Genomic DNA, 23,033 nt, shown 5'->3' on the forward strand with positions numbered 1-23,033 from the left:
GCGGCCCGGCTCAGCGGGGAGTGCGGCCCGGCCACAGCTCGGCGACCGTCTCCGGGTCGAGCAGGGGGCGGCTCACGATCTCACCGGTCACCCGGTCGATCACGATGCAGCCGCCGCCGACCGTGGCCGGCAGCGTGGCCGGGTCGTCGGAGTCGGGCTCCCTGACCCAGGCCACGTACCCCTCGCCGAACCCGTGGACCCCCACCCGCACCGGGTCGTCCACCGGCCGCACCCCGTTGAAGTACTCCTCCGCCACCGCCCTGGCCTGGTCGAGGTCCACCGCGCTCACCTCTGCCCGTCGCGACTCATCGTGGTCTCCCGTACCGGTCGACGACGACGCAGAACACCCCGGTCACCGTCGTGTAGGGAGGATCGACCGCCATGTGGCCGCGCTGGGCGTCGATCCAGATGACCTCGCCACCGAAGTTGACGGCGTTCCAGGCGTGGGAGCCGCCGCCGGGCCAGCGCACGACGATGACGGCCGCGGCCCCGTGGCCGGCCTCGATCAGCCGCCGTTCCACCAGCGGGTAGGCGTGCCGCCCGTGACCGGCGTACTGGAAGCGCTGCCCCACCCACCGCTCGATCCTGGCGGCCCCGCCCGTCTCGCCGCTCAGCACGGGCCTGCCGAGCCGGTCGTACTCGGGGTGCCGGGCCGCCGCGGCGGCGGGCTCGCCGTGCCACGTGGACAGCACGGCCAGGGCGCAGTCGGCGGCGTTGGAGGCCCGGAAGGGGTCGTCCGCCGGGCCGCCGCCGTTGATCAGCCTGACCCAGGTGCCGCGCGGGTCGGGGAAGCGCGTGCCGGGCGGCACGGCGCGCCGCAGGTCGTGCTCGACCTGCGGGTCGGGACGCGCCAGCCCTCCTGCCATCCCGTACGGCCGGCAGTCGGCGAGCCGCGGCGGCCTGGCGGGACCGTCGAACCAGTCGGCCGTCCTCGCCCGCCGACCGGCCGCTCCCCCGGCGGGCACCGCCCAGCCGGCCCAGCCCGGGGCCTCTCCCCGGGCGGGCATGATCCATCCGGACTGTCCTCCGAGCGTGGAGTCGTCGCCGCGTTCCTCCACCATGGGCGCCGTGGCGACCGCAGGAGGTGGGGCCGGAGCGGAAGGCGGGGCGGTGACATCCAGCGGCCCCGGGGGCGCCGAGGCTGCCTCACCGGGGGCAGCGGGCACGCCCGGCCGTCCCTCCGGGGGCGCGTCGGCCGGACGAGCGGATGGGCGCCCCTCCGGGGCCGGGCCCGGAGGCGTGCGCAGGAGACCGCCGCCCACGCGGACCGCCGCGGGACCGCTGTCGGGCGGTGCGGGGTCGGGGGCGGAGGTGGGCATGGAGGTGAGGGCGGAGACGTGCCCATGGGCGACGCCACCTGCCGCGTCCGCCGCGGGTGACCGGTGCCGCGCCGTCGTGGCACCCGCTGGCGTGACACCCGCCGTCGTGGCCCCTGTTGACGTGACACCCGCCGTCGTGGCACCCGTCGGCGCGGCGGCACTCGGCGCGGCGGCACTCGGCGCGGCGGCACTCGGCGCGGCGGAACGGGGCGCGGCGGCACTCGCCCGCCGCTCCTCTCCGGACCTCTGCTCCCCCGCCGGCCGCCCGGATGCCGGTGGTCGTGGGGCGAGTGGAGTGGGGTCGGGCGGGCCGGGGTCCGGCGGGTCGGCGGCGCGCTCGTAGTCGCGCCACCGCACGCCGTCGCCGACCACCGGGTCGTAGTGCCCTCCGGGAAGGACCCACCGGACGCGGGGCTTGCGGTCGCGGATCACGTCCTGCCTCCTGTCGTGCTCGACGCCGATCGTAGGGCCGCCGCCCCGGCCAGGAGGGCCACTCGGCAAGTTCGGGCACCACGATCCACCCGCTGTACCTGCACAAACGCGGAGAAAGGGTACGACGGAGCGTTAGGAGACCTGGACCGTGATCGTGTGCCAGCCGGTCGCGCCGTCCGGCGCGGGAGGCGCTCCCTGCTCCGCCTGGGTACGGCCGGCGGCGTCGGTCGCGCGTACCTCGATCGTGTGGCGGCCGGGTGTGGCGTCCCAGTCGAGCGCCCACTGCCGCCACGTGTCGGGCCCCGGCACCGCGGCGAGGCGCGCCTGCCGCCACTCGCCGCGGTCCACGCGCACCTCCACGGCGTCGATCCCGGTGTGCTGCGCCCAGGCGACCCCGGCGACCGTCGTGCGGCCCGCCCGCACCGTCGCGCCCTGCCGGGGCAGGTCGATGCGCGACTGCGTCTTGATCGGCGCCTTGGCGGCCCAGCCGCGCGGCGTCCAGTACGCCTCGTCCCGGTCGAACCTCGTCACCTTCACGTCCACCACCCACTTGGTGGCCGAGACGTACCCGTACAGCCCCGGCACCACCTGACGCACCGGGAAGCCGTGGTCCACGGGCAGCACCTCCCCGTTCATGGCCACGGCGAACAGCGCGTCCCGCCCGTCCATGACCACGTCCACCGGGGTTCCGCAGGTGAAGCCGTCGGCGGAGGTGGACAGGAGCATGTCGGCGCCGGACTGGAGCCCGGCCTCGCGCAACACGTCGGCCATGCGGACGCCGAGCCAGCGGGCGTTGCCGATGTACTCGCCGCCGACCGGGTTGGACACGCAGGTGAGCGTGATGTCGGCCTCGGTGAGAGGCCGCTTGAGCAGGTCGGCGAAGGTCATCTCGATCGGCCGGTCGACCATGCCGTGGACGCGCAGCCGCCACGTCCGCGGGTTCACCTGGGGGACGACGAGCGCGGTGTCCACCCGGTAGAAGTCCCGGTTCCTCGTGGTGAAGGGGGACAGGCCGCTGATGCGGAAGTCCGTCCCGGCGGGCAGCGGCGCGGCGGGCGTGGCGGGCGCCGGCAGGGCCAGGCCGCCCCTGGCGGTGTCCACGGCCTGACGGTCCGACAGGACCCGCCCGAGCACGGTGGCCGCCCCCGCCACCACCACCCCGCTCGCGACCCCGGTCAGCAGCCTGCGCCGGTCGAACCCACCGGCCGCGGACGCCCCGGGCCGCATCACCACGGGCCGCTCCACCCCGGACGGCCCCCCGTCCTCCCCGGCACCGCCGTCACCACGGAAGCCCGCCTCCCCGGCGCCGGCCTCACCACGGAAACCCGCCTCCCCGGCGCCGGCCAGGACCGCGGGCTCCTCGGCGGGCGCCGGGTGGAGACGCGCCCGCCGTTCGAGGAGGCGCAGCGTCCAGACGCCCGCCGCCACGCCCACCACCGTCGGGAGCACCCCCGTGATCCCGGCGCCCGGCCGGGTCAGCACCGCCAGCACCCCCACGGCCCCGAACGCCAGCAGCCCCGCGTCGCCCGCCACCGGCCGCCGCCGGGCCGCGATCCCCAGGGCGGCCGCGATGACGGCCAGCACCACGAGCACGCCCCCGACGAGGACCGTCTTGTCGTTGGCGCCGAACGCGTTGATCGCGAAGTCCTTGACCGGTGGGGGCGTCAGGTCGACGACCACGTCGCCCACGGCCACCACCGGGAACGTCTCCGGCCCCGCGATCCCGGCCACGAGCCGGGCGACGCCGAGCGCCACCGCCCCGGCCGTCAGCCCCGCCAGCGCGCCCGCCCAGGCGGGCGCCATGTCTTGCCTCTGCACGGTACCGACGCTACGCCCGCGGCACCCGCCCGGTTCTTACGCGCCGGTTACGGGACTGCCACGCCAACGTCAGGACCCCACGCACACGTCAGGACTCCACGCACACGTCGGAACCGCCGCACGAACGTCAGGACGACGGTGACAGCAGGTCGCGGACCTGCGGGGCGAGGGCGCGGAACGCGCGGCCCCGGTGGCTGATCGCGTCCTTCTCCTCGGGCGCCAGCTCGGCCGTCGTCCGCGTCTCACCGTCGGGAACGAAGATCGGGTCGTACCCGAACCCGTTGGACCCGCGCGGAGCGGAGATCAGCCGGCCCGGCAGGTCGCCCTCGACCACGCAGGTCTCCCCCGACGGCAGCGCCAGCGCCGCCACGCACGCGAAGTGGGCCGTCAGCCGCTCGGCGGGCACGTCGGAGACCTGGGCCAGCAGCAGGTCGAGGTTGGCCTGGTCGTCGCCGTGGCGGCCGGACCAGCGGGCGGAGAAGACGCCCGGCATGCCGTTCAGCACGTCGACGCACAGGCCGGAGTCGTCGGCCACCGCGGGCAGCCCGGACCCCTGGGCGACGGCGTGCGCCTTGAGCAGGGCGTTCTCCTCGAACGTGACCCCCGTCTCGGCGACCTCGCCGATCGAGGGGAACTCCTCCAGCCCCAGGATGTCGAATCCCGACAGGATGCGGCGCAGCTCCGCGATCTTGCCCTGGTTGCGGGTGGCGAGCACTATCTTCATCGGCCGAGCGCCTCCATCTGGATCAGCGTCAGCTCCTCGCAGCCGCCGGCGGCCAGGGCGAGCAGCTGGTCGAGCGTCCCGCGGTCGAACGGCGCGCCCTCGGCGGTGCCCTGCACCTCGACGAAGCTGCCGGAGCCGGTCATGACGACGTTCATGTCCGTCTCGGCGGCCACGTCCTCGGTGTAGCAGAGGTCGAGCATCGGCACCGCGCCGACGACGCCGACCGAGACGGCCGCGACGGAGCCGACCAGCGGGTCGCCGGGGCACATCTTGCGCTCGCGCATCCAGGCCACGGCGTCGGCCAGGGCGACGTACGCCCCGGTGATCGCGGCGGTCCGGGTGCCGCCGTCGGCCTGGAGGACGTCGCAGTCGAGGACGATGGAGTTCTCGCCGAGGGCCTTGTAGTCGACGCAGGCCCGCAGCGACCGGCCGATCAGCCGGGAGATCTCGTGGGTGCGCCCGCCGATCTTGCCGCGGACCGACTCGCGGTCGTTGCGCGTGTTGGTGGCGCGCGGCAGCATGGCGTACTCGGCGGTCACCCAGCCCTGGCCGCTGCCCCGGCGCCAGCGCGGCACGCTGTCCTGCACCGAGGCGGCGCACAGCACGCGCGTGCCGCCGAACTCGACGAGCACCGAGCCCTCGGCGTGGGCGAGCCACTGCCGGGTGATGGTGATCGGGCGTAGCTGGTCGGGAGCACGGCCATCCTGTCGAGACATGCAGTTCACCCTATCTCCGCACCGTGACGCTCTTGACCGAAAGTGTCCGCCACAGCGATCCTTACGCAATGACAACGGGGGTGTTGCGGAGCCCTGACTTCATCAGGTTCCTCAGCTCACATGTGGCCGACGAGCTCGGGGTCAACATCTCCCGGGTCGCGCTCCCGCTGGTCGCCGTCCTGGTCCTCAACGCCGGCGCGCTGGAGGTCGGCCTGCTGTCCGCGTTACAGACCGCGGCGTTCCTGGCGATCGGGTTACCCGCGGGGGTGTGGGTGGACCGCATGTCGAAGCGCCGCGTGATGATCACCGCGGATCTGGTCCGGTGCGCGCTGCTGGCGAGCATCCCGCTCGCGTACATACTGGGACTGCTGTCCATGGGGATGATGCTGGCGGTGGCGCTGCTGGCGGGCATGGCGCAGGTGTTCGACGACGTGGCTGATCAGACCTACCTGCCCGAACTGGTCAGCAAGCAGAGCCTGAGCAGCGGCAACTCCAAGCTGGAGTTCGTGCGCTCCGGCGGCGCGCTGGCCGGCCCCAGCCTGGGCGGGCTGCTGGTGCAGGCCCTGGGCGCGCCGCTGACGGTGTTCGCCACCGCGCTGGCCTCGCTCGGCTCGGCGATCCTGCTCACCTCGATCAGGACGCCCGACCGGCGGGCTCCCGCGGGCGGCGGGCGCACCGGCATGCTGCGGGACATCCGTGAGGGGCTCGTGTTCGTCTGGGGCGACCGGCTGCTGCGGGCGATCGTCACCACGACCGCCGGCACCAACCTGTGCGTCAGCGCCGTGCTCGGGCTGTCGGTGCTGTTCCTCGCCGACGAGGTGCGGCTGGCGCCGGGGGTAATCGGCGTGCTGCTCATGTCCGGCGCGGTCGGCGGGCTGCTCGGCGGGCTCACCGGGACGTGGCTGTTCACCCGGTACGGCACGGCCCGGGTGACCTGGCTGGCGATCGCCGTGACGTCGCCGTTCGGCCTGCTGCTCCCGATGACGCAGGCCGACTGGCGGGTGGCGTTCTTCAGCGTCACCTCGATCGCGCTGTCGTGGGGGGCGATCCTCTACAACGTGGGCCAGGTCACCTACCGGCAGATGATCGCGCCGGAGCGCATGCTCGGCCGGATCAACGCCACGGTCCGGTTCGTGGTGTGGGGCACGATGCCGCTGGGCGCGCTGCTCGGCGGGCTCGTGGCCCAGCAGATCGGCGTGCGGGAGGCGTTGTGGCTGTTCATGGCCGGCCGGCTGGTGTCGTTCCTGCCGCTGCTGTTCTCGCCGCTGCCGCGGATGCGCGACTTCACCCAGGTGCGCACCGACCCCTGAACCAGCCGGCCCGACGAGGTCAGGCCAGTTCGTAGACGGCGCCGCTCCTGGCCAGCTCGATGGGGCCGTCGTAGCCGCCCCGGGAGGCGTCGTCGAGCACGGTCGCCTGGTCGTTCCAGGGCACCAGGTGGGTGAGCACGAGCCTGCCGGCGCCGGCCTTGGCCGCGTGGACGGCGGCCTGCCGGCCGGAAAGGTGCAGATCGGTGGGCAGCCCCGGCCGGTCCACGAAGGACGCCTCGCACAGCATCAGGTCGGCGTCCTCGGCGAGCTTCACCAGCTCGGCGCACTCGCCGGTGTCGCCGGAGTAGGCGACCGTCCGCCCGCCGTGGGAGACGCGGAAGCCGTACGCCTCGACGGGGTGGTTGACCAGGCGGGCCGTCAGCGTGAACGGTCCCACCTCGAACGTGCCGGCCGTCAGCGTCCGGAAGTCGAAGGCCGTCTCCAGCGCCGGCTCGTCGGGCATGCCGTACGCGGCGGCCAGCCGCTTCGACGCGTCGGCGGGCGCGACGACCGGCACGCGCGGGTACGGCGCCTCGGGGCCGTACGTGCGGGCCACGTGGTAGCCGCACATGTCGAGGCAGTGGTCGGCGTGCAGGTGGGACAGGCAGATGGCGTCCACGTCGTACAGGCCGATGTGCCGCTGGAGGGCGCCCAGCGCGCCCGCGCCGAGGTCGAGCAGCATCCTGAAGCCCTCGGCTTCGAGCAGGTAGCACGACGCGGGGCTGTCGGGGCCCGGGAAGCTACCCGAGCAGCCGATGATGGTCACCTTCATGTGGGCCTCCGTTGCAGGTAGTACCCCCGACCGGTGTGACTTCGACCGCGTCGATCTCCGGGCCCAGGAAACGCCGTCCCAGGTGGGCGAACAGCGTGGAGTCGCCGGTGGCGCGGAAGCGGTGCCGGGGGGTGACGTCGCTTCCGGCCGCCAGGCCACGGTCGTGCAGGATCCGATAGACGTCCTTGGCCGTCTCGTCGGCGCTGGAGACCAGCGTGACCTCGTCGCCGGCGACATAGGAGATGGCGCCGGTGAGGAGCGGGTAGTGGGTGCAGCCGAGGATGAGCGTGTCGCACCCCGCCTCCCGGATGGGCGCCAGGTACTCCCGGACCGCCTCGATGACCTCCTCGCTCGTCGTGTCCCCCCGCTCGGTGTACTCGACCAGGCGCGGGGCGGCCACGCTGGTCAGGCGTACGTGGGGGGCGGCGGCGAAGGCGTCGTGGTAGGCCATCGACGCGATGGTGGCCCGGGTGGCGATCACGCCCACCTCGCCGGTGCGGGTGGCCCGCACCGCGCGCCGGGTGGCGGGCTGGATCACCTCGACCACCGGGACGTCGTAGCGCTCGCGCGCGTCGCGCAGCACGGCGGCGCTGGCGCTGTTGCACGCGATCACGAGCATCTTCACGTCGTTCTCGACGAGGTGGTCCATCACCTCCAGCGCGTAGGCGCGCACCTCGGCGATGCTTTTCGGCCCGTAGGGCTGGCGCGCCGTGTCGGCCACATAGGTGATGGACTCATGGGGAAGCTGGTCGATGATCGCCCGGGCGACCGTCAGGCCGCCCACCCCGCTGTCGAAGATCCCGATGCTCGCGTCCTGCACGTTTCAGAGGGTAGGGGACCCGCGACCTGCGCACTGCGTAAGAATACTCACAGTGCGTTCGTGTCACCCCCGTCCCACGCGTGCCAGCTGGCGGGCCTGGGCGACGAGGCGGCCCCGGGAGTCGCGCACCTCGACCTCCTCGTCGAACCAGCCGCCGGAGACCAGCCGGCCGCCGCCGATGAGCGTGAGCCAGCCGGGGGCGGGCAGCGCGCGCAGGTGCCAGGTCAGGTCCACGGTGGGCGCCCAGCCGCGCGCCCCCGTCGAGAACACCACGGGCGGCAGCGCGTCGACCGCGAGGGCCAGCACGTACGGGTCCGGGTCCTGGGTCTCGGCCATCCGGAAGTACGCCCGCGACTCGGGCCGGCCGGTGGGACGGCCGCTCAGCCAGCCGATCGTGGGTGGGTCGAAGAGCAGGTCGAGCTGGGCGTTGAGCGTCATGCCGGACTCGGGCTTGGGGTCGGGCAGCCGGACACAGTCCTCGGGGCGCGGCATGACATATCCCGATTCATCGGCATACGTGGGCTCCGCGTCGTGGAGCGTGGCGGTCGTCACCAGTGCCGCGATCTGGGCGACGTCGTTCTGGACGAGTGTGGCCCGGGTGAATGCGGCGGTCTTGCCTGCCTTGAGCTGCTCGACCCGAACCCGCGCCGGACCGGCCGCCGGCGACCGGAGGAACTGGACCGTCGTGCTCACCGGGTGCTCGAACGGCGAGGAGTCCACCACGGCTCGCAGCATCACGGCCATCAGGTAACCGCCGTTGAGCGGCCCGCCGATGGCGTAGCCGGGGTCGAGGCAGACGTCGTAGGTGGTCTCGTCGACCCTGATCGCCTGCGTGGCCTCGTCGAACTTGGTCATCAGTCCCGCCTCACAAGTACCGAACTATATTCTAGTAGCCCGCATACTCTACGCGACCGGGGCAGGAGCCGGGGCAGCCGGACGATCCACGGCCTTGTCGTCTTCAGTGCATTGCAAGCGCCCGTACAGCAACATCCGTTACCTTTCCTGTGGTCATAAGTCCACATTGTGAGTTGAGTGATGTCTGCGAATAATCCCCCTCCTGGCCAGGATCCTGATCGGACGACGGCTTACCGCTGGAGCTCGGAGCAGTCCCCCAACCCGCCTACCGCGCCGCAGGGCCAGCCGTACCCGCCGCAGCAGCCCTACGCGGGCCAGCAGCACGGTCAGCCGTACGGCGAGCAGGCGTCGTCGGGTCAGCAGCCCGGGTACGGGCAGCAGGCGTCCTACGGCCAGCCCGCCTACGGCCAGCCGGACCACGGTCAGGCGGCCTTCAGCCAGCAGGCCGGCTACGGCCAGCAGCCGTACGGCCAGCAGCCCGGCCAGCAGCCCGGCTACGGCCAGCCGGACTTCGTCCAGCAGGGATACGGGCAGCAGGGCTACGGGCAGCAGTCCCAGGGCCAGCCGGGCTACGGCCAGCAGAGCTACGGCCAGCAGGGCTACGAGCAGCCCACCTACGGGCAGCAGCAGTACGCGCAGCAGGGTCACGGGCAGCAGCAGGGCTGGCAGCAGCAGGGGCCCGACGGGTTCGGTCCCGCCCAGCCGGCCGGCAAGGGCCGCAAGAGCTGGATCATCGCCATCGCCGCCGCCCTGGCCGTGGTGCTGCTCGGCGGCGGCGCCGTCTGGGCCGTGGGCGCGATCGGCGGCGGCGGCACGCAGCCGCACGAGGTGCTGCCGCCCAACGCGATCGCCTACGTCCGCCTGGACCTGGACCCGGCCGCCAACCAGAAGGTGGCGCTGTTCCAGATCGCCCGCAAGTTCTCGGTGACCAAGGACGCGTTCACCGGCGAGGACCCGCGCCAGGCGCTGTTCAACTCCATCAAGGAGGACGACGACAGCCTGGCCAAGGTGGACTTCGCCCGCGACGTGGACCCGTGGCTCGGCAGCCGCATCGGTGTGGCCGTGATGCCGCCCGCGGCGGCCGGCAAGGAGCCGGAGTTCGCGGTGGCCGTCCAGGTGAAGGACGAGGCCGCGGCCAAGGCCGGCATCGCCAAGCTGATGGGCGACGACAAGTACGGCATCGCCTTCCGCGACGACTACGCGCTGCTCACCGACGAGCAGGCCAAGGCCGACACGTACGCGGCCGAGACCGCCAGCCTGGCGAGCGCCGCCGACTTCTCCGACGACCTCGACGCCGTGGGCGAGCAGGGCGTGCTGTCCTTCTGGGCCCGCCTCGGCGAGGTCGGCAAGCTGGCCGCCGAGGACATGGACGCCGAGGAGGCCAAGGCGCTGGAGCAGGTGAAGAACGCCCGGTTCGCCGGCGCGCTGCGCTTCGACAGCGCGTACGCGGAGCTGGCCGGCGTGGTCCGCGGCGCGGAGGGCCTCGTGGACGGCGACCTGGAGGGCGCGAAGCTGAGCACGCTGCCCGCCTCGACGGCCGGCGCGCTGTCCGTCTCCGGCCTCGACCAGATGCTCACCAAGAAGTGGGCCGACATCGAGAAGTCCATGACGGCGGCCGGCGGCGGCGAGTTCAAGCAGTTCATCGACCAGGCCAAGCAGACCTACGGCCTCCAGCTTCCGGACGACCTGGCCACGTTCTTCGGCAAGAACCTGACGGTGGCCGTGGACAGCGAGGGCCTCGACAGCGACCAGGTCAAGGGCGGCGTCCGCATCGTCACGGACCCGGCCAAGGCCCAGGCCGTCTTCGACAAGGTCCAGAAGGCCATGGCCGCCGAAGGTCAGCCCGCGCCCAAGGTCGCCAAGGTCGCCGGTGACGGCACGTTCACGCTGGCCACCACCGACGAGTACGCCAAGAAGCTCGCCGAGGAAGGCGCGCTGGGCGACAGCCAGACCTTCACCACGGCCGTCCCGGACGCCGACAAGGCCACGTTCGCGGTCTTCGTCGACCTGGACAAGGTGGAGAAGTACTACCTGCAGAGCCTGAGCGGCGAGGACAAGACCAACGCCCAGGTGCTGCGCGCGGTGGGCCTGAGCGGCACCCAGACCGACTCGGACGCCACGTTCTCGCTGCGGCTGCTGTTCAACTGATCGGCTCAGGACGTGAAAGAAGGCGGCCGGCTCCACGCCGGCCGCCTTCTTCTTTCACGCTCGCGCGTCAGGGGCGTCACGCCCAGAGCTGGCCTTCCAGCCGCTCCTCCGCCTCGTCCAGCGTGCCCTCATACGCGCCCGTCGACAGGTACTTCCACCCGCCGTCGGCCACCACGAACACCACGTCGGCCCGCTCCCCCGCCTTGGCGGCCTTGGCCGCCACCCCGAGCGCCGCGTGCAGGGCGGCGCCCGTGGACACGCCGGCGAAGATGCCCTCGGCGGCCAGCAGCTCGCGGGTGCGGCGCAGCGCGTCGGCCGAGCCCACCGAGTAGCGGGTGGTCAGCACCGACTCGTCGTACAGCTCGGGGATGAAGCCCTCGTCCACGTTGCGCAGGCCGTACACCAGCTCACCGTAGCGCGGCTCGGCCGCGACGATCTTCACCTCGGGCACCCGCTCCCGCAGGAACCGGCCGACGCCCATGAGGGTGCCGGTCGTGCCGAGCCCGGCCACGAAGTGGGTGACCGTGGGCAGGTCCTCGAGGATCTCCGGGCCGGTCGTCTCGTAGTGGGAGCGCCAGTTGGCCGGGTTGCCGTACTGGTAGAGCATCACCCACGACGGGTTGGCGGCGGCGAGCTCCTTGGCGCGGCGGACGGCCTCGTTGGAGCCGCCCGCGGCGGGCGAGGAGATGATCTCCGCGCCCCACATGCGCAGGAGCTGGCGGCGCTCCTCGGAGGTGTTCTCCGGCATCACGCAGATCAGCCGGTAGCCCTTGAGCCTGGCGGACATGGCCAGCGAGATTCCGGTGTTGCCGCTGGTCGGCTCCAGGATCGTGCAGCCCGGGGTGAGCAGTCCGTCCTTCTCGGCCTGCTGGATCATCCACAGCGCCGGACGGTCCTTGATCGAGCCGGTCGGGTTGCGGTCCTCCAGCTTCGCCCAGACGCGGACGTCAGGCGCGGGCGAGAGCCGGGGCAGGCCGACCAGAGGAGTGCGGCCGACCGACTCGATCAGCGAATCGAACCGCATGTCACCCGCCGGCGACGGCCGGGAGGACGGTCACCGTGTCGCCGTCGGAGACGGGGGTACCGAGACCGCCGAGGAAACGGACGTCCTCGTCGTTCAGGTACACGTTGACGAACCGGCGCAGGTTGCCCTGGTCGATCAGGCGGTCCTTGATGCCGGGGTGGGCGGACTCCAGGTTGCTGATCAGCTCGTCGAGGGTGGCGCCCTCGGCGGCGACCGCCTTGGCACCGCCGGTGTAGTTACGCAGGATGGTCGGAATGCGAACCTCGATGGCCATCTCGCTCAGTCTCCTCAGGTCAGGTCGTCCCATCGGCGGCAACGCCGACGGCTGGATGCGAATTCCAGGTCAGCGACAGTCGTAGACGACGACAGCCGGGGTGTGTGCGAAGAGAAAGCTCTGCACCGGCCGGACCATCATGGGATGAACCTTACCTCTTCCTCGGTGACGACACCGTCGACGATCCGGAAGGAGCGGAACTCCACCTCCTGCTCGTCACGGGTCGAGACGAGCACGTAGTGGGCGCCCGGTTCGGAGGCGTAGGAGACGTCGGTGCGCGACGGGTACGCCTCGGTGGCCGTGTGCGAGTGGTAGATCACGACCGGCTCCTCGTCACGGTCGTCCATCTCGCGCCAGACGCGGAACTGCTCCATCGAGTCGAAGCGGTAGAAGGTCGGCGAGCGCTCGGCGTTCTCCATCGGGACGAACCGCTCCGGCACACCGTCGCGTCCCGCGATCACACCGCACGCCTCGTCGGGGTGGTCGGCCCGCGCGTGGGCAACGATCCGGTCCACCAGTTCCTGCGAGATCGTCAGCATGCCCGGAAGCTACCAGAGGGCCCGGACCAGGGTGTCCTGGAGGTAGGTGAGCCAGTCGTAGGTCACGTAGGCCGGGTAGCGGGGGTCGTCCTCGGACATCGTCGCGATCTCCTCGTGGATCTCCTCGGTCACCTCCAGCTTGGTGCCGAGGGCCAGCCGCACGTCGTTGAGCGCGCGCAGCCACGCCTGGGCCTGCTCGGGCGTCAGCTCGGTGCGTCCGGGCCGGGCCGTGTCGAGCATGGTGCGCGCGTCGGCGCGCTTGCCGTCGCGCAGCGTCGCCTCGGTGTAGCGGCGGAACTCCGCCGCGTCGCCCGCGTCCTCGTACGCCGAGGGGAACAGCCGCGCCAGCACCGGGTCCGACGGCGCCTCGCCCCCGCCGCCGATGCCGAGGGCGCGCTCCAGCGGGTCGTCGCCGGTCTCCCCCGGCTCGACCAGGCCCAGCACCTGTGACACCAGCGAGCGGAGGATCGCCACCTCCGGCGCCTCGAACTGGGCGATGACCACGCCGCGCTTCGACGAGAACCCCGAGCTCACCCGTACCGCCTCACTTGACCGAGTCCGGCTGGACCGTCGCCCACAGGCCGTAGGAGTGCAGGATCTGCACGTCGCGTTCCATCTCCTCGCGCGTGCCGCTGGACACGACGGCCCTGCCCTTGTGGTGGACGTCCAGCATGAGCTTCTCGGCCTTCTCGCGGGTGTAGCCGAAGACGGTCTGGAAGACGTACGTCACGTACGACATGAGGTTCACGGGGTCGTTCCAGACGATCGTCACCCAAGGCAGATCGGGCCGGACGTCCGATGACGGACGCTCGACGGCGATTGGAGCGGTGCTACCCACATTCCCCATCCTGCCCTACCTCCGCCGTAGTCTTCGAGTCGTGACATTGAGCATGAGCACCGCGTTGCTGACAGATCACTATGAGCTGACGATGTTGCAGGCGGGTCTGCGAAGCGGCGCCGCCCACCGGCGCGCCGTTTTCGAGGTGTTCGCGCGGCATCTTCCTGGGGGCAGGCGTTACGGGGTCGTCGCGGGGACGGGCCGCGTCCTGGACGAGCTGGAGAACTTCCGTTTCGGTGAGGAACAGCTCACCTTTCTGCGGGAGAACCGCGTGGTCGACGCGTCCACCCTGGAGTTCCTGGCGGAGTACCGCTTCTCGGGCGACATCTGCGGCTACGCGGAGGGCGACCTCTACTTCCCGGCCTCCCCGATCATGGTCGTCGAGGGCACCTTCGCCGAGGCCGTGCTGCTCGAAACCATGATCCTGTCCATTCTCAACCACGACTGCGCGATCGCCTCGGCCGCGTCCCGCATGCGCAACGCGGCGGGCGGCCGGCCGCTCATCGAGATGGGCTCGCGCCGCACCCACGAGCGGGCCGCGATCGCCTCGGCCCGCGCCGCCTACCTCGCCGGGTTCGCCTCCACGTCCAATCTCATGGCCGGCCACGTGTACGGCGTCCCCACGGCCGGCACGGCGGCGCACGCGTTCACGCTGCTGCACGACTCCGAGCAGGCCGCGTTCGAGGCGCAGATCGCCTCCCTGGGGCCCGAGACCACGCTGCTCGTCGACACCTACGACGTGCCGGAGGCCGTGCGGACCGCCGTCGAGCTGGCCGGCACCAAGCTGGGCGCGGTCCGCATCGACTCGGGCGACCTCGCCGCCGCCGCGCAGGAGGTCCGCGAGCAGCTCGACGCGCTGGGCGCCTTCGACACGCGCATCCTGGTCACCTCCGACCTCGACGAGTACGCCATCGCCGCGCTCGCCGCCGCCCCCGTGGACGGCTACGGGGTCGGCACGTCCCTGGTGACCGGGTCCGGCGTGCCGACGGCCGCGCTCGTCTACAAGCTGGTGGCCCGCGAGACGGCCGCGGGCGAGATGGAGCCGGTCGCCAAGCGCTCGGTCGGCAAGCCGTCGCGCGGGGGGCGCAAGCACGCGTACCGGCTGTTCGACGGCCAGGGCCGGGCGGAGACCGAGCTGATCACCACCTCGGGCGAGGCGCCGGAGGGCGGCGTGCCGCTGCTGCGGCAGCTCGTGCGCGGCGGCGAGCCCGTCGGCAGGGAGCCGCTGGCGGACGCCCGCGCGCGCCACGCCGAGTCGGTCGCGACGCTGCCCCAGGAGGCGCTGCAGATCGGACGCGGGTACGCGGCGATCCCCACCGAGTTCGCCTGACGTATCGTGCCTCTATGGGCACCGCGTTAATCATCGTCGACGTGCAGAACGACTTCTGCGAGGGCGGCAGCCTCGCCGTGGCGGGAGGCTCGCAGGTGGCCGCGGCGATCACCCGCCACGTGGCCGACCACCCCTACGACCACGTGGTGGCCAGCCGCGACTACCACGTCGATCCGGGCGACCACTTCTCCGACCACCCCGACTACGTCGCGACCTGGCCCCGCCACTGCGTCGCCGGCACACCGGGCGCCGACTTCCACCCGGCGCTGGACGTGGCGGCGGTCGAGGAGGTGTTCAGCAAGGGCGCCCGCACGGCGGCCTACAGCGGCTTCGAGGGCGCCTCGGGCGACGGGGTGAGCCTGGGAGCGTGGCTGGCGGAGCACAAGGTGCACGAGGTGGACATCGTGGGCATCGCCACGGACCACTGCGTGCGCGCCACGGCACTGGACGCGGTCAAGAACGGCCTGGCCGTACGGGTGCTGCTGGACCTGACGGCCGGGGTCTCCCGCCACACCACGGACGCGGCCCTGGCCGAACTCGACGCCGCCGGCGTCACCCTCAAGGGCGCCCCCGCGCTCGGCTGACCCCGCGACGGCCTCTCAACGGCCGTCGGCGGGAAGGACCGTGAAGGCGTCACCCCGGAGCGGCTTCATCGTGCGGAAGTGCCGCTGGTCCAGCGTCAGCACCCGAGTGGTGCCATGCCGGGCCGCGACCAGCGCGACGGACGCGTCGGTCAGCCCGATCCGCATGTCGGCGTACTGGCCGATCAGATCAGCCGCGATCTTGACGTCGTGATGCGTCATCGTCACGAGCTCGTAGGCGCCGCTCGCGACTTCTCGAAGATAACTCTGCTCGGCGGACAGACCGATCCGGGTGACGAGCATGTAGTCGAGCTCCGCGAGAACGAAGGGCGAGAGCAGGATCGGCCCTGTCTCCTCTTCCAGAACCCGCTTGGCCGCGAGGTGGTCGGCCGAGGCATGATCGATCGCGGCGAAGGCGCCGCTGGTGTCCAGGACCAGCATCAGCCGACACCGTCCGCGCCGAACCCCTCGGCGAGCACGTCGTCCACGCTGCGCGCCAGCTCCGGGTCCCCGCTGTCGAAGAGAGGGAGCGTGGGACGGGGACGTTCCCCCAGCATCTCCACGGCCAGCGCCCGCCGGATGGCGTCGCGCATGTAGTCCTCTTCGGTCATCCTGTGCACTCGGGCCGCCTCCGCGACCCGCTGCTGGATGTCCTCCGGAAGGTACAGGCTCACTTCAGGCACTCCTTCAAGGTACCCCGGCGTCCCTTCGACGCCTCTCGCCACGCAACGTACACGATCGACAACGGAACGTTCAGGGGATCGTCAAGCCGGAGCGGCCACGCCGAGGGAGAAGTAACACGGAGAGTCACGTGTCTCATCCCGGTGTGAGGTCTCTTCATGCTCGCCTTCTCTCTCGGACTGGCCTGGCTCGTCCTCGGCCCGTTCAGCCTGTGGGTCCTCGTGTCCGGCCGGGCCTGGGCCCGGGCCGGCGCGGTGCTGGCGCTGACGATGCTGGAGGTGGCGACGATCGCCACGAACGCCGTCCGCTTCCCCTTGCCCGATCCCCACGGCGGGGCCGTTGCGGCGCGCCCTGAAGCGCGGGCGGAGTGCGCCGAGCGGGAGCCGCTGCCCCGGACGGGCCGGGTGGAGGGGCGGCGCGGCGGGCTCGTCCTGTCCTGGCCGGCGGCGGCCGGGGAGTGCGCCACCGCCGACGTGGTGCTGCGGGCCGAGGGGCGCAGGCTCAGGGTGTGGCTCCACGAGGGGCCCGCGCCGGGCTCGGCACCGGGCTCGGCCGCTCCGGGCGCGAGCGGCGACGCCGGCTCGGTGGGCGCGGGCGGCACACGAGGCTCCCATGGCGCGAGCGGCTCAGTCTCGGGCGCCCCAGGCTCGAAGGGCGCGGGCTCGGGGGGCGCGGGCTCGGGGGGCGCGGGTGGGCGGAGCGTGCCTGTGCGGGTCGAGGAGGGTGAGGCGTCGCTGCGGGTGCCGCTCACGGCGGCGGGGGTCCGTCCAGCCCAGGGCTCCGGCGACGCGGGGCACGGACACGGGCACCTCGGCCGTTACGTGCTGATCGACGGCCGGACCGGCCACCGCATCCCCGCCCCCGACGGCTCCGACGACCTGAACGCCCCGGACGCCGCCACCACCCACGGGAGCTCCCGCCCCCACGACGCCCCTGACGCCTCGAAGGCCCCGGGCGTGGATCACCGGCGCGCCACCTGAGGTCCGGGCCAGGACGCCACGCGCCCGGCCCGCCCGCCGGGCCGGGCGCGTTCACCAGACACACGGCCGCCCGTACGTGAGACTGCGGGCGGCCGCCCGTACGTGAGACCGCGGCCGCCCGCTCGCTGAGACGGCGGACGGCCGTACATGAGACTGCAGACGGCCTCCCCCTTCGTGGGGCTGCGGGCGGCCGGACAGGTCAGCGGCGCTGGGTGGCCCAGTGGCGGATCTTGTCGATGCGTTCCTGGATCTGCTCGGCCGTCGCCTGGGCGATCGGCGGGCCGCCGCAGGCGCGGCGCAGGTCCGAGTGGATGACGCCGTGCGGCTGGCCCGTGCGGTGGTTCCAGGCGCCCACGAGCCCGTTCAGCTCCCGCCTCAGCTCCGCGATCCGCTCGTGCGGCGCCAGCTCGGGCGGCGCCTCGTCCTTGGGCTCGCGGCGCCTGGCCGCCTGCTGGTCCGACTGACGCTTGCGCAGCAGCGTGGCCACCTGGTCCGGCTCCAGCAGTCCCGGCAGGCCGAGGAAGTCCTCCTCCTCGGCGGAGCCGACCGCGGCCCCCGTGCCGAACTCGCCGCCGTCGAACAGGACCCTGTCGAACGTCGCCGACGTCTCCATCGTCTCGAACGGCAGCTCGTCGCCCAGGACGTCGGGGTTGTCCTGCCTGCGGTTGGCCTGCTCCAGGAGGCTGTCGTCGAGGCCGTCCTCGGGCGGGCGGCGGTTGAGGACGTGGTCGCGCTCCACCTCCATCTCGTTGGCCAGCCCCATGAGGGTCGGCACCGAGGGGAGGAACACCGAGGCGGTCTCGCCGCGCTTGCGGGCCCGGACGAAGCGCCCGACCGCCTGGGCGAAGAACAGCGGGGTCGAGGTGGAGGTGGCGTAGACGCCGACGCACAGGCGCGGGATGTCGACGCCCTCCGACACCATGCGGACCGCCACCAGCCAGCGGTCCTGCGAGGCGGCGAACGCCTTGATCTTCTTGGACGCCCCCGGGTCGTCGGAGAGCACGACGGTGGCGCCCTCGCCGGTGATGGCGCGCAGGTGGCGGGCGTAGGCGCGGGCCGTCTCGTGGTCGGTCGCGATGACCAGGCCGCCGGCGTCGGGCACGCCGCGCCGGACCTCGGTCAGCCGCCGGTCGGCGGCCTGCATGACCTGCCTGATCCAGTCGCCCTTGGGGTCGAGCGCGGCTCGCCACGCCTGCGAGAGCTGGTCCTTCGTGAGCGGCGTGCCGAGCGTGGCCGCGATCTCGTCACCGGCCCGGGTGCGCCACTTCATCTCGCCGGAGTACGCGAGGAAGATCACGGGACGGACGACGCCGTCGTCGAGGGCGGGGCCGTAGCCGTAGGAGTAGTCGGCGACGCTGCGCTTGAGGCCCTCGGTGTCCTCCTGGTAGCCGACGAAGGGGATGGGGTTGTCGTCGGAGCGGAACGGCGTGCCGGTGAGCTGGAGCCGCCGGGTGGCCGGCTCGAACGCCTCACGGATGCCGTCGCCCCACGACTTGGCGTCGCCGGCGTGGTGGATCTCGTCGAAGATGACCAGCGTCTTGCGGGCCTCGGTGCGCGCCCGGTGCAGGGCCGGATGCATGGCGACCTGGGCGTAGGTGACGGCGACGCCGATGTAGTCGCGGGAGGTGGTGCCCTGGCTGTTCTTGAACTCGGGGTCGATGCCGATGCCGACCCGGCTCGCGGCGTCGGCCCACTGCCGCTTGAGGTGCTCGGTGGGGGTGACGACGGTGATCGCCTTGATCACTCCCCTGGCCAGCAGGTCACTGGCGATCCGCAGGGCGTAGGTCGTCTTGCCCGCGCCCGGGGTCGCCACGGTGAGGAAGTCACGCGGCTCAAGCCTGGTATAGAGGTCGAACGCCTCCTGCTGCCATGCCCGGAGCTTCTGGGCGGTGCCCCACGCGGCACGGTCGGGATAGGAAGGCGATAGGTGGGACGCGGCGAAGGTGCTCACCGCATCACCTCTGGGGTTCGTGTGCTTCGCTCTCTCACAGTGACCCAAGGGTAATCGGGCACACCGACAAGACGTGCCGTGCACCGCGGATCCTGGCCAAGGTCGTCCTTGCGTGCTAATGGGCGTCAGGTGGCTTTCAGGTGGCTTATCGCACGCTCGCCAGCAGCGCGTCCAGCGCCTGTCTGCGTGCGGGTTCCTCGGGTTGGAGCAGCCCGACGACGAGCACCGCGCCGCCGTCGCGGGTGAGCAGGATCACTCTCAGGTACGCGGGCCGGTTCACGACGTCCTGGTACTCGGCGCGCAGGGCGCGGGTGTGCCCGCCGGCCAGGTTCCTGTCCTCGACGACGCCGACCCGGTCGCCCTTGAGCAGGAGCCGGGAGTACAGCTCGGCGGCCTGGGCCGCGGCCTTCCTGGGGTCGCCCACCGGTTCGCCGACCGGCCTGGCCATGACGAGGGCGCCGTCGCCGTCGCGGGCGACCGAGGTGAACCCGGTGACCGGCGGCACCGCCCCCGCGTGCCACCCGTCGGGCAGCGGGATGACGACCTTGGCCCGGGTGTCGGCCAGGCTCTCCTGCCGGGCCTCGGGGCCGTCCGTCCGTCGCAGGGCGGTCACGCCGAGCAGGGCCACGGCGGCGACGGTGGCCAGCAGCGCGAGCGCCGTGCCGGCCCGCCGCCAGAGGTGGCCGCCCGCCCTCACGGGCGGGCCGGGGTCGGCGGGCGCGCCGTACATGCGGGCGGAGGGCGGCAGGGAGTCCCACGGGCGGCGCCCGTCGTCCCTTCCGTGGTCCTGCCAGTCGTCCTCCTGGTCGTCGAGGTCTTCCGGGCCGTCCCAGGCGTCGGTCTCAGGGGGCTCCTCGCGGCGGGGCCGGCCCGTGAGCCAGTGGGAGAGGCCGCCGCGGCCCGGGGCCGGAAGGGCGTCCTCCGCGGCCCGTACCGTCCTGGGGCCCCACGGGCGTTCCGTGGAGTCGTCACCCGCTCCCGGCTTCCGGCGGAAGACGGGTGCCCAGGTTCCGTGCTCCAGGTCCGGGTCGTCGTCCTCCGGGCCCCAGAACTCCTCGTCCGGCTCCTCCTCCCGGACGGCGCGCACGTCCCTCCGGGCAGCGGGCGCCGTCTTCCGGGGAGCGGGCGCTTCGTCCTCAGCCTCGGACGGAGGGTCCCGGGGCGGGTCCGGTACGGCTCTCACGGGCGGGTACGGCGGCTGGGCGCCCCGGCTCCGCCCGGAGCCCCCGGCAGGGCCCGGCACGCCCGTCACCGGAGGGTACGGCGGCTCGCCCGCGCGTCCCCGGGCCGGGGCGCCCGTCCAGTCCTGGGGAGCGGTGCGGCGGTGCCTGGCCCCCGTGCTCGGCGGCCAGACCAGGTGGTCGTCCTCCATGGCACCTCCTGGCCGCTGTCCTATCACTCCTCGCGCCCGAGATCTGGCGAACCGTGACCGCTGTGACAGGTGGGGCGGAAAGAGTCGGACGGCGGCGTCAGCGGACGCGGGAGGCGAGCAGGGTGGTGCAGAGCGCGAGGGCGCCCATGAGGCAGCAGATGACGATGTACCCGCGCGCGATCTCCGCGGGGCTGTGCCCGATCACGTTGATCAGCGCGCCGCCCACCCCGAGCGCCAGGGCGGACCCGAGCATGTCCGTCACCGACAGCGCGGCGCTGTTGGCCCCCTGCTCGTTGAGCGGCGACTGCTTCAGCGCGGTGACGCTGACCGTGGTCATCCCGAGGCCCATGCCGAACCCCGCGATCACCCACGCCGGCACCGCGACCCACCCGGTGACGCCCGGCACCGCCGCGAGCAGCGCCAGCAGCACCCCGGCCGTGACGCAGGCCGCGCCCAGCCGCAACCGCCGGTGCGGCTCGGCGGTGCGCCGGCTCTGCAGGAACGACCCGGCCGACCAGCCGAGCGCGCCGATGGTCAGCGCGATGCCCGCGGCCGTGGGGTCGAACTTCTTGACGGACTGGAGGGCGAGCGGGATGAAGGCGTTCACGCCGAAGAACGGCGCCGAGAACATGCCCCGCATCATGATGGTCGTGGGCAGCCCCCGGCCGAACCGCAGCGCGCCGGGCGGCAGCAGCCTGCTCAGCCCGTACCCGAGGAGGGCGAGGCCCGCGACGGCGGCGACCGCGCTGGGCAGCGGCATGACGTGCAGCCCGTTCACCCCGTACAGCAGCACGCCGGCGCCGCCCGCGGCCGAGGTGGCGGCGATCGTCATGGGGAGCGGACGCGACCGCGGACCCTCCGGCGGCGCCGTCTCCTCCTCCGCGCTCCGCGGGCGCAGCGCGGGGATCAGCATGACGAGGGCGGGCACGACGAGCGGGACGATGCCGTAGAACACCCACCGCCAGCCCCACTGGGCGGCGACGAACCCCGCCACGGCGGGGCCGACCATGGCGGGCACCACCCAGGCGGCCGACAGCGCCGCGAAGACCTTGGGGCGCATCGCCGCCGGGTAGACCCGGGCGATCATCACGTAGAGGGCGACGATCGTGGAGCCCGCGCCGAGCCCCTGCACGGCCCTGGCGACCAGGAACATCGTCTTGCCGTCCGCGGCCCCGGCCAGCACCATGCCGGTGACGAACAGCACGAGGCCGAGCAGGAACGGCGCCGTGTAGCCGCGCCGGTCCGACCACAGGCCGGACACCACGTTGGCGAACAGGCTGGCGATGAGGAAGGCCGAGAAGCTCACCCCGTACAGGTCGAGCGCCTGGAGCTGGCGCGAGACCTCCGGCATGACGACGCCGACCGACATGCCCTCGAAGGCGACGAGCGTGACGACGAGCAGGATGCCGACGGTCGGTGCGCGGTAGGCGGCGCCGAGGATGCCGGTGCGGGAGTCGTATGGAGTGTCGAGTGCCTTCGGTCCTGTCACCGGGACATCCTAAGTGTGCGGGGATCGCCCGGCGAGGCGGCCTCCGCTTCCGACTCGAGCCGCCGCCTGGGCGGGCGCGGGCTCCCGGTAGACGGCCCACATCTCGCGCATCCGTACGGCCTGACCCTGGGTGAACTCCCACATGCAGGGATCTTTGGCGTAGTCCATGAAGTTGTGGAACGGGTCGGGCCGCCCGTCGGGCAGGCAGGTGTCCTTCGACTCGGGGCATCCCTCGGTGGGCCTCGCCTCCGGCGCGGTGTCCTCGATGCCGTCGCCGGGGGTCTCGCAGCCGTTCTCGAAGGTGTGGAAGAGGCCGAGCCAGTGGCCGATCTCGTGGACGGCGGTGTAGCCGCGGTCGTAGTCGGCGAACGTGCCGCCGGGCAGCGTGCGCCAGTCGATGACCACGCCGTCGATCTGGGGGTTGTCCTTGTACCAGTACGGATACGTGGAGAAGCCGAGGACCTGCCGGTCGAGCTGGGCGATGTAGAGGTTGAGCGTCTCGGGGCCGCCCCTGCGCAGCGCCTGCTTCATGGCCTGCTCGTTGGTGGTGGGGTCGGCGAACCAGTCGGCGTTGCGCACGAGCCGCGCCCCGGCCAGGCGGAAGGTGACGCCGGAGTCCGCGCCGCCGAACCGGCCGGAGTAGGCGTCCCTGAGCGTGGCGAACTGGGCCTTGACGGCGGCGGTGGACGCGCGGGTGACGCCGTCGGTGAGGACGTGCACCCAGACGGGCACGGTGACGTGCTCGGGCGCCCGGGTGCCGGCCAGGCCCTTGTCCAGCTCGGTGAGGACGCGGCCGACGTCCTGGGGGCGCGGCTGGCGCGGCTCGGGGCCGCGCGGGGTGTCACGGCCGAGCCGGGCGGCGGGCTCGCAGCCCGCCTGGCCGCCGGTGTCCGGCGCCCGGGCGGGACGGATCGCGGCCTCGCCGCGGTGCGGCGGCGCCAGACCGGCCGCCAGCAGGCATGCCAAAGTGACGGCGGTCGCGCGCCGGGCCATGCAATCCCCCGTTACCGATCGAGTTGGTCAGATCACCGACCGTAACTCGACGGGAGAGGATCACACG

At 72.8% G+C, this 23,033-nt stretch carries 24 protein-coding genes; 5 read left to right on the forward strand and 19 right to left on the reverse strand.

Annotation, left to right across the window (positions count from 1 at the left end; genetic code table 11):
• Positions 1-10 precede the first annotated feature (10 nt).
• From ACIBG4_RS27470 to rph, 5 genes are all read right to left on the reverse strand, one after another.
• Entirely contained in the window at positions 11-280 is a 270-nt protein-coding gene (locus ACIBG4_RS27470; RefSeq protein WP_310710643.1) for a hypothetical protein, read from the reverse strand.
• Between the two features lie 25 nt (positions 281-305).
• On the reverse strand, positions 306-1,751 hold the full coding sequence (locus tag ACIBG4_RS27475; protein WP_397204268.1) for a toxin glutamine deamidase domain-containing protein: 1,446 nt from the start codon (positions 1,749-1,751) through the stop codon (positions 306-308).
• A gap of 132 nt (positions 1,752-1,883) precedes the next feature.
• Positions 1,884-3,569 carry a molybdopterin-dependent oxidoreductase gene (locus ACIBG4_RS27480; protein ID WP_397204269.1) on the reverse strand — a complete coding sequence of 562 codons (1,686 nt, stop codon included), beginning with the start codon at positions 3,567-3,569 and terminating at the stop codon, positions 1,884-1,886.
• 127 nt (positions 3,570-3,696) lie between these two features.
• Positions 3,697-4,293 carry an RdgB/HAM1 family non-canonical purine NTP pyrophosphatase gene (rdgB, locus tag ACIBG4_RS27485; RefSeq protein ID WP_397204271.1) on the reverse strand — a complete coding sequence of 199 codons (597 nt, stop codon included), beginning with the start codon at positions 4,291-4,293 and terminating at the stop codon, positions 3,697-3,699.
• Entirely contained in the window at positions 4,290-5,009 is a 720-nt protein-coding gene (rph, locus tag ACIBG4_RS27490) for a ribonuclease PH (RefSeq protein WP_310710639.1), read from the reverse strand. The genes rdgB and rph overlap by 4 nt, the downstream gene beginning before the upstream one ends.
• Positions 5,010-5,077: 68 nt before the next feature.
• On the opposite strand from rph, the gene ACIBG4_RS27495 reads away from it, so the two are divergent.
• On the forward strand, positions 5,078-6,319 hold the full coding sequence (locus ACIBG4_RS27495; RefSeq protein WP_397204272.1) for an MFS transporter: 1,242 nt from the start codon (positions 5,078-5,080) through the stop codon (positions 6,317-6,319).
• 19 nt (positions 6,320-6,338) lie between these two features.
• Here ACIBG4_RS27495 and ACIBG4_RS27500 read toward each other — a convergent pair whose 3' ends face one another.
• The 3 genes from ACIBG4_RS27500 to ACIBG4_RS27510 all read right to left on the reverse strand — a co-directional run bounded on the left by ACIBG4_RS27500 (position 6,339) and on the right by ACIBG4_RS27510 (position 8,766).
• A complete protein-coding gene (locus ACIBG4_RS27500) occupies positions 6,339-7,091 on the reverse strand; it encodes an MBL fold metallo-hydrolase (RefSeq protein WP_397204273.1) in 753 nt (250 codons plus the stop codon).
• Positions 7,060-7,911, reverse strand: a complete 852-nt coding sequence (gene murI / locus ACIBG4_RS27505) for a glutamate racemase (protein WP_355437176.1) — start codon at positions 7,909-7,911, stop codon at positions 7,060-7,062. The genes ACIBG4_RS27500 and murI overlap by 32 nt, the downstream gene beginning before the upstream one ends.
• Positions 7,912-7,974: 63 nt before the next feature.
• The gene (locus tag ACIBG4_RS27510; protein WP_397204274.1) at positions 7,975-8,766 is read right to left on the reverse strand and encodes a thioesterase family protein; all 792 of its coding nucleotides are present in this window, start codon (positions 8,764-8,766) and stop codon (positions 7,975-7,977) included.
• Positions 8,767-8,946: 180 nt separating this feature from the next.
• Here ACIBG4_RS27510 and ACIBG4_RS27515 point away from each other — a divergent pair, with 180 nt between their 5' ends.
• Positions 8,947-10,914 carry a DUF3352 domain-containing protein gene (locus ACIBG4_RS27515; RefSeq protein ID WP_397204442.1) on the forward strand — a complete coding sequence of 656 codons (1,968 nt, stop codon included), beginning with the start codon at positions 8,947-8,949 and terminating at the stop codon, positions 10,912-10,914.
• Positions 10,915-10,990: 76 nt separating this feature from the next.
• On the opposite strand, the gene ACIBG4_RS27520 is transcribed toward ACIBG4_RS27515, so the two are convergent.
• From ACIBG4_RS27520 to clpS, 5 genes are all read right to left on the reverse strand, one after another.
• Positions 10,991-11,938, reverse strand: a complete 948-nt coding sequence (locus ACIBG4_RS27520) for a cysteine synthase (RefSeq protein WP_355437172.1) — start codon at positions 11,936-11,938, stop codon at positions 10,991-10,993.
• A 1-nt stretch (position 11,939) separates the two neighbouring features.
• Positions 11,940-12,212, reverse strand: coding sequence for a MoaD/ThiS family protein (locus tag ACIBG4_RS27525; protein WP_310710633.1), 273 nt, complete (start codon positions 12,210-12,212; stop codon positions 11,940-11,942).
• Positions 12,213-12,349: 137 nt separating this feature from the next.
• Positions 12,350-12,751 carry a M67 family metallopeptidase gene (locus tag ACIBG4_RS27530; RefSeq protein ID WP_310710632.1) on the reverse strand — a complete coding sequence of 134 codons (402 nt, stop codon included), beginning with the start codon at positions 12,749-12,751 and terminating at the stop codon, positions 12,350-12,352.
• A gap of 9 nt (positions 12,752-12,760) precedes the next feature.
• A complete protein-coding gene (locus tag ACIBG4_RS27535) occupies positions 12,761-13,285 on the reverse strand; it encodes a DUF2017 domain-containing protein (protein WP_355437169.1) in 525 nt (174 codons plus the stop codon).
• Between the two features lie 10 nt (positions 13,286-13,295).
• The gene (gene clpS / locus ACIBG4_RS27540) at positions 13,296-13,598 is read right to left on the reverse strand and encodes an ATP-dependent Clp protease adapter ClpS (protein WP_310710630.1); all 303 of its coding nucleotides are present in this window, start codon (positions 13,596-13,598) and stop codon (positions 13,296-13,298) included.
• A 43-nt stretch (positions 13,599-13,641) separates the two neighbouring features.
• On the opposite strand from clpS, the gene ACIBG4_RS27545 reads away from it, so the two are divergent.
• Together ACIBG4_RS27545 and ACIBG4_RS27550 are read left to right on the forward strand one after the other, a co-directional pair.
• Entirely contained in the window at positions 13,642-14,919 is a 1,278-nt protein-coding gene (locus ACIBG4_RS27545) for a nicotinate phosphoribosyltransferase (protein WP_397204443.1), read from the forward strand.
• Positions 14,920-14,933: 14 nt separating this feature from the next.
• On the forward strand, positions 14,934-15,503 hold the full coding sequence (locus ACIBG4_RS27550) for an isochorismatase family protein (protein ID WP_397204275.1): 570 nt from the start codon (positions 14,934-14,936) through the stop codon (positions 15,501-15,503).
• A gap of 15 nt (positions 15,504-15,518) precedes the next feature.
• Here the strand turns inward: ACIBG4_RS27550 and ACIBG4_RS27555 are convergent, their stop codons facing one another.
• Positions 15,519-15,941, reverse strand: a complete 423-nt coding sequence (locus ACIBG4_RS27555; RefSeq protein WP_397204276.1) for a PIN domain-containing protein — start codon at positions 15,939-15,941, stop codon at positions 15,519-15,521.
• A complete protein-coding gene (locus tag ACIBG4_RS27560) occupies positions 15,941-16,174 on the reverse strand; it encodes a hypothetical protein (RefSeq protein WP_397204277.1) in 234 nt (77 codons plus the stop codon). Before ACIBG4_RS27560 ends, ACIBG4_RS27555 begins: the two co-directional genes overlap by 1 nt.
• Before the next feature lie 165 nt (positions 16,175-16,339).
• Here ACIBG4_RS27560 and ACIBG4_RS27565 point away from each other — a divergent pair, with 165 nt between their 5' ends.
• Positions 16,340-17,161 (forward strand): hypothetical protein, encoded by an 822-nt coding sequence (locus tag ACIBG4_RS27565; protein ID WP_397204278.1) that lies wholly within the window; start codon positions 16,340-16,342, stop codon positions 17,159-17,161.
• A gap of 199 nt (positions 17,162-17,360) precedes the next feature.
• Here the strand turns inward: ACIBG4_RS27565 and ACIBG4_RS27570 are convergent, their stop codons facing one another.
• The 4 genes from ACIBG4_RS27570 to ACIBG4_RS27585 form a co-directional block, all read right to left on the reverse strand.
• The gene (locus tag ACIBG4_RS27570; protein ID WP_397204279.1) at positions 17,361-19,112 is read right to left on the reverse strand and encodes a DEAD/DEAH box helicase; all 1,752 of its coding nucleotides are present in this window, start codon (positions 19,110-19,112) and stop codon (positions 17,361-17,363) included.
• A 145-nt stretch (positions 19,113-19,257) separates the two neighbouring features.
• Positions 19,258-20,484: a hypothetical protein gene (locus ACIBG4_RS27575; RefSeq protein WP_397204280.1), complete on the reverse strand. Its 1,227-nt coding sequence runs from the start codon at positions 20,482-20,484 to the stop codon at positions 19,258-19,260.
• A gap of 97 nt (positions 20,485-20,581) precedes the next feature.
• Positions 20,582-21,973, reverse strand: coding sequence for an MFS transporter (locus ACIBG4_RS27580; RefSeq protein WP_397204281.1), 1,392 nt, complete (start codon positions 21,971-21,973; stop codon positions 20,582-20,584).
• A gap of 9 nt (positions 21,974-21,982) precedes the next feature.
• Positions 21,983-22,966, reverse strand: a complete 984-nt coding sequence (locus tag ACIBG4_RS27585) for a zinc metalloprotease (RefSeq protein WP_397204282.1) — start codon at positions 22,964-22,966, stop codon at positions 21,983-21,985.
• Positions 22,967-23,033: the final 67 nt, after the last annotated feature.

Origin of the sequence: Nonomuraea sp. NPDC050383 (assembly GCF_044459125.1) — a bacterium.
GTDB lineage: Bacteria > Actinomycetota > Actinomycetes > Streptosporangiales > Streptosporangiaceae > Nonomuraea.

Excerpts from the sequence above, each read along its gene's own strand:
- rdgB (WP_397204271.1), bottom strand. The coding sequence starts at position 4,293 with ATGAAGATAGTGCTCGCCACCCGCAACCAGGGCAAGATCGCGGAGCTG.
- rph (WP_310710639.1), bottom strand. The coding sequence starts at position 5,009 with ATGTCTCGACAGGATGGCCGTGCTCCCGACCAGCTACGCCCGATCACC.
- ACIBG4_RS27495 (WP_397204272.1), top strand. The coding sequence starts at position 5,078 with ATGACAACGGGGGTGTTGCGGAGCCCTGACTTCATCAGGTTCCTCAGC.
- ACIBG4_RS27500 (WP_397204273.1), bottom strand. The coding sequence starts at position 7,091 with ATGAAGGTGACCATCATCGGCTGCTCGGGTAGCTTCCCGGGCCCCGAC.
- ACIBG4_RS27510 (WP_397204274.1), bottom strand. The coding sequence starts at position 8,766 with ATGACCAAGTTCGACGAGGCCACGCAGGCGATCAGGGTCGACGAGACC.
- ACIBG4_RS27515 (WP_397204442.1), top strand. The coding sequence starts at position 8,947 with ATGTCTGCGAATAATCCCCCTCCTGGCCAGGATCCTGATCGGACGACG.
- ACIBG4_RS27520 (WP_355437172.1), bottom strand. The coding sequence starts at position 11,938 with ATGCGGTTCGATTCGCTGATCGAGTCGGTCGGCCGCACTCCTCTGGTC.
- ACIBG4_RS27525 (WP_310710633.1), bottom strand. The coding sequence starts at position 12,212 with ATGGCCATCGAGGTTCGCATTCCGACCATCCTGCGTAACTACACCGGC.
- ACIBG4_RS27530 (WP_310710632.1), bottom strand. The coding sequence starts at position 12,751 with ATGCTGACGATCTCGCAGGAACTGGTGGACCGGATCGTTGCCCACGCG.
- clpS (WP_310710630.1), bottom strand. The coding sequence starts at position 13,598 with ATGGGGAATGTGGGTAGCACCGCTCCAATCGCCGTCGAGCGTCCGTCA.
- ACIBG4_RS27545 (WP_397204443.1), top strand. The coding sequence starts at position 13,642 with ATGAGCACCGCGTTGCTGACAGATCACTATGAGCTGACGATGTTGCAG.
- ACIBG4_RS27550 (WP_397204275.1), top strand. The coding sequence starts at position 14,934 with ATGGGCACCGCGTTAATCATCGTCGACGTGCAGAACGACTTCTGCGAG.
- ACIBG4_RS27555 (WP_397204276.1), bottom strand. The coding sequence starts at position 15,941 with ATGCTGGTCCTGGACACCAGCGGCGCCTTCGCCGCGATCGATCATGCC.
- ACIBG4_RS27565 (WP_397204278.1), top strand. The coding sequence starts at position 16,340 with ATGCTCGCCTTCTCTCTCGGACTGGCCTGGCTCGTCCTCGGCCCGTTC.
- ACIBG4_RS27575 (WP_397204280.1), bottom strand. The coding sequence starts at position 20,484 with ATGGAGGACGACCACCTGGTCTGGCCGCCGAGCACGGGGGCCAGGCAC.
- ACIBG4_RS27585 (WP_397204282.1), bottom strand. The coding sequence starts at position 22,966 with ATGGCCCGGCGCGCGACCGCCGTCACTTTGGCATGCCTGCTGGCGGCC.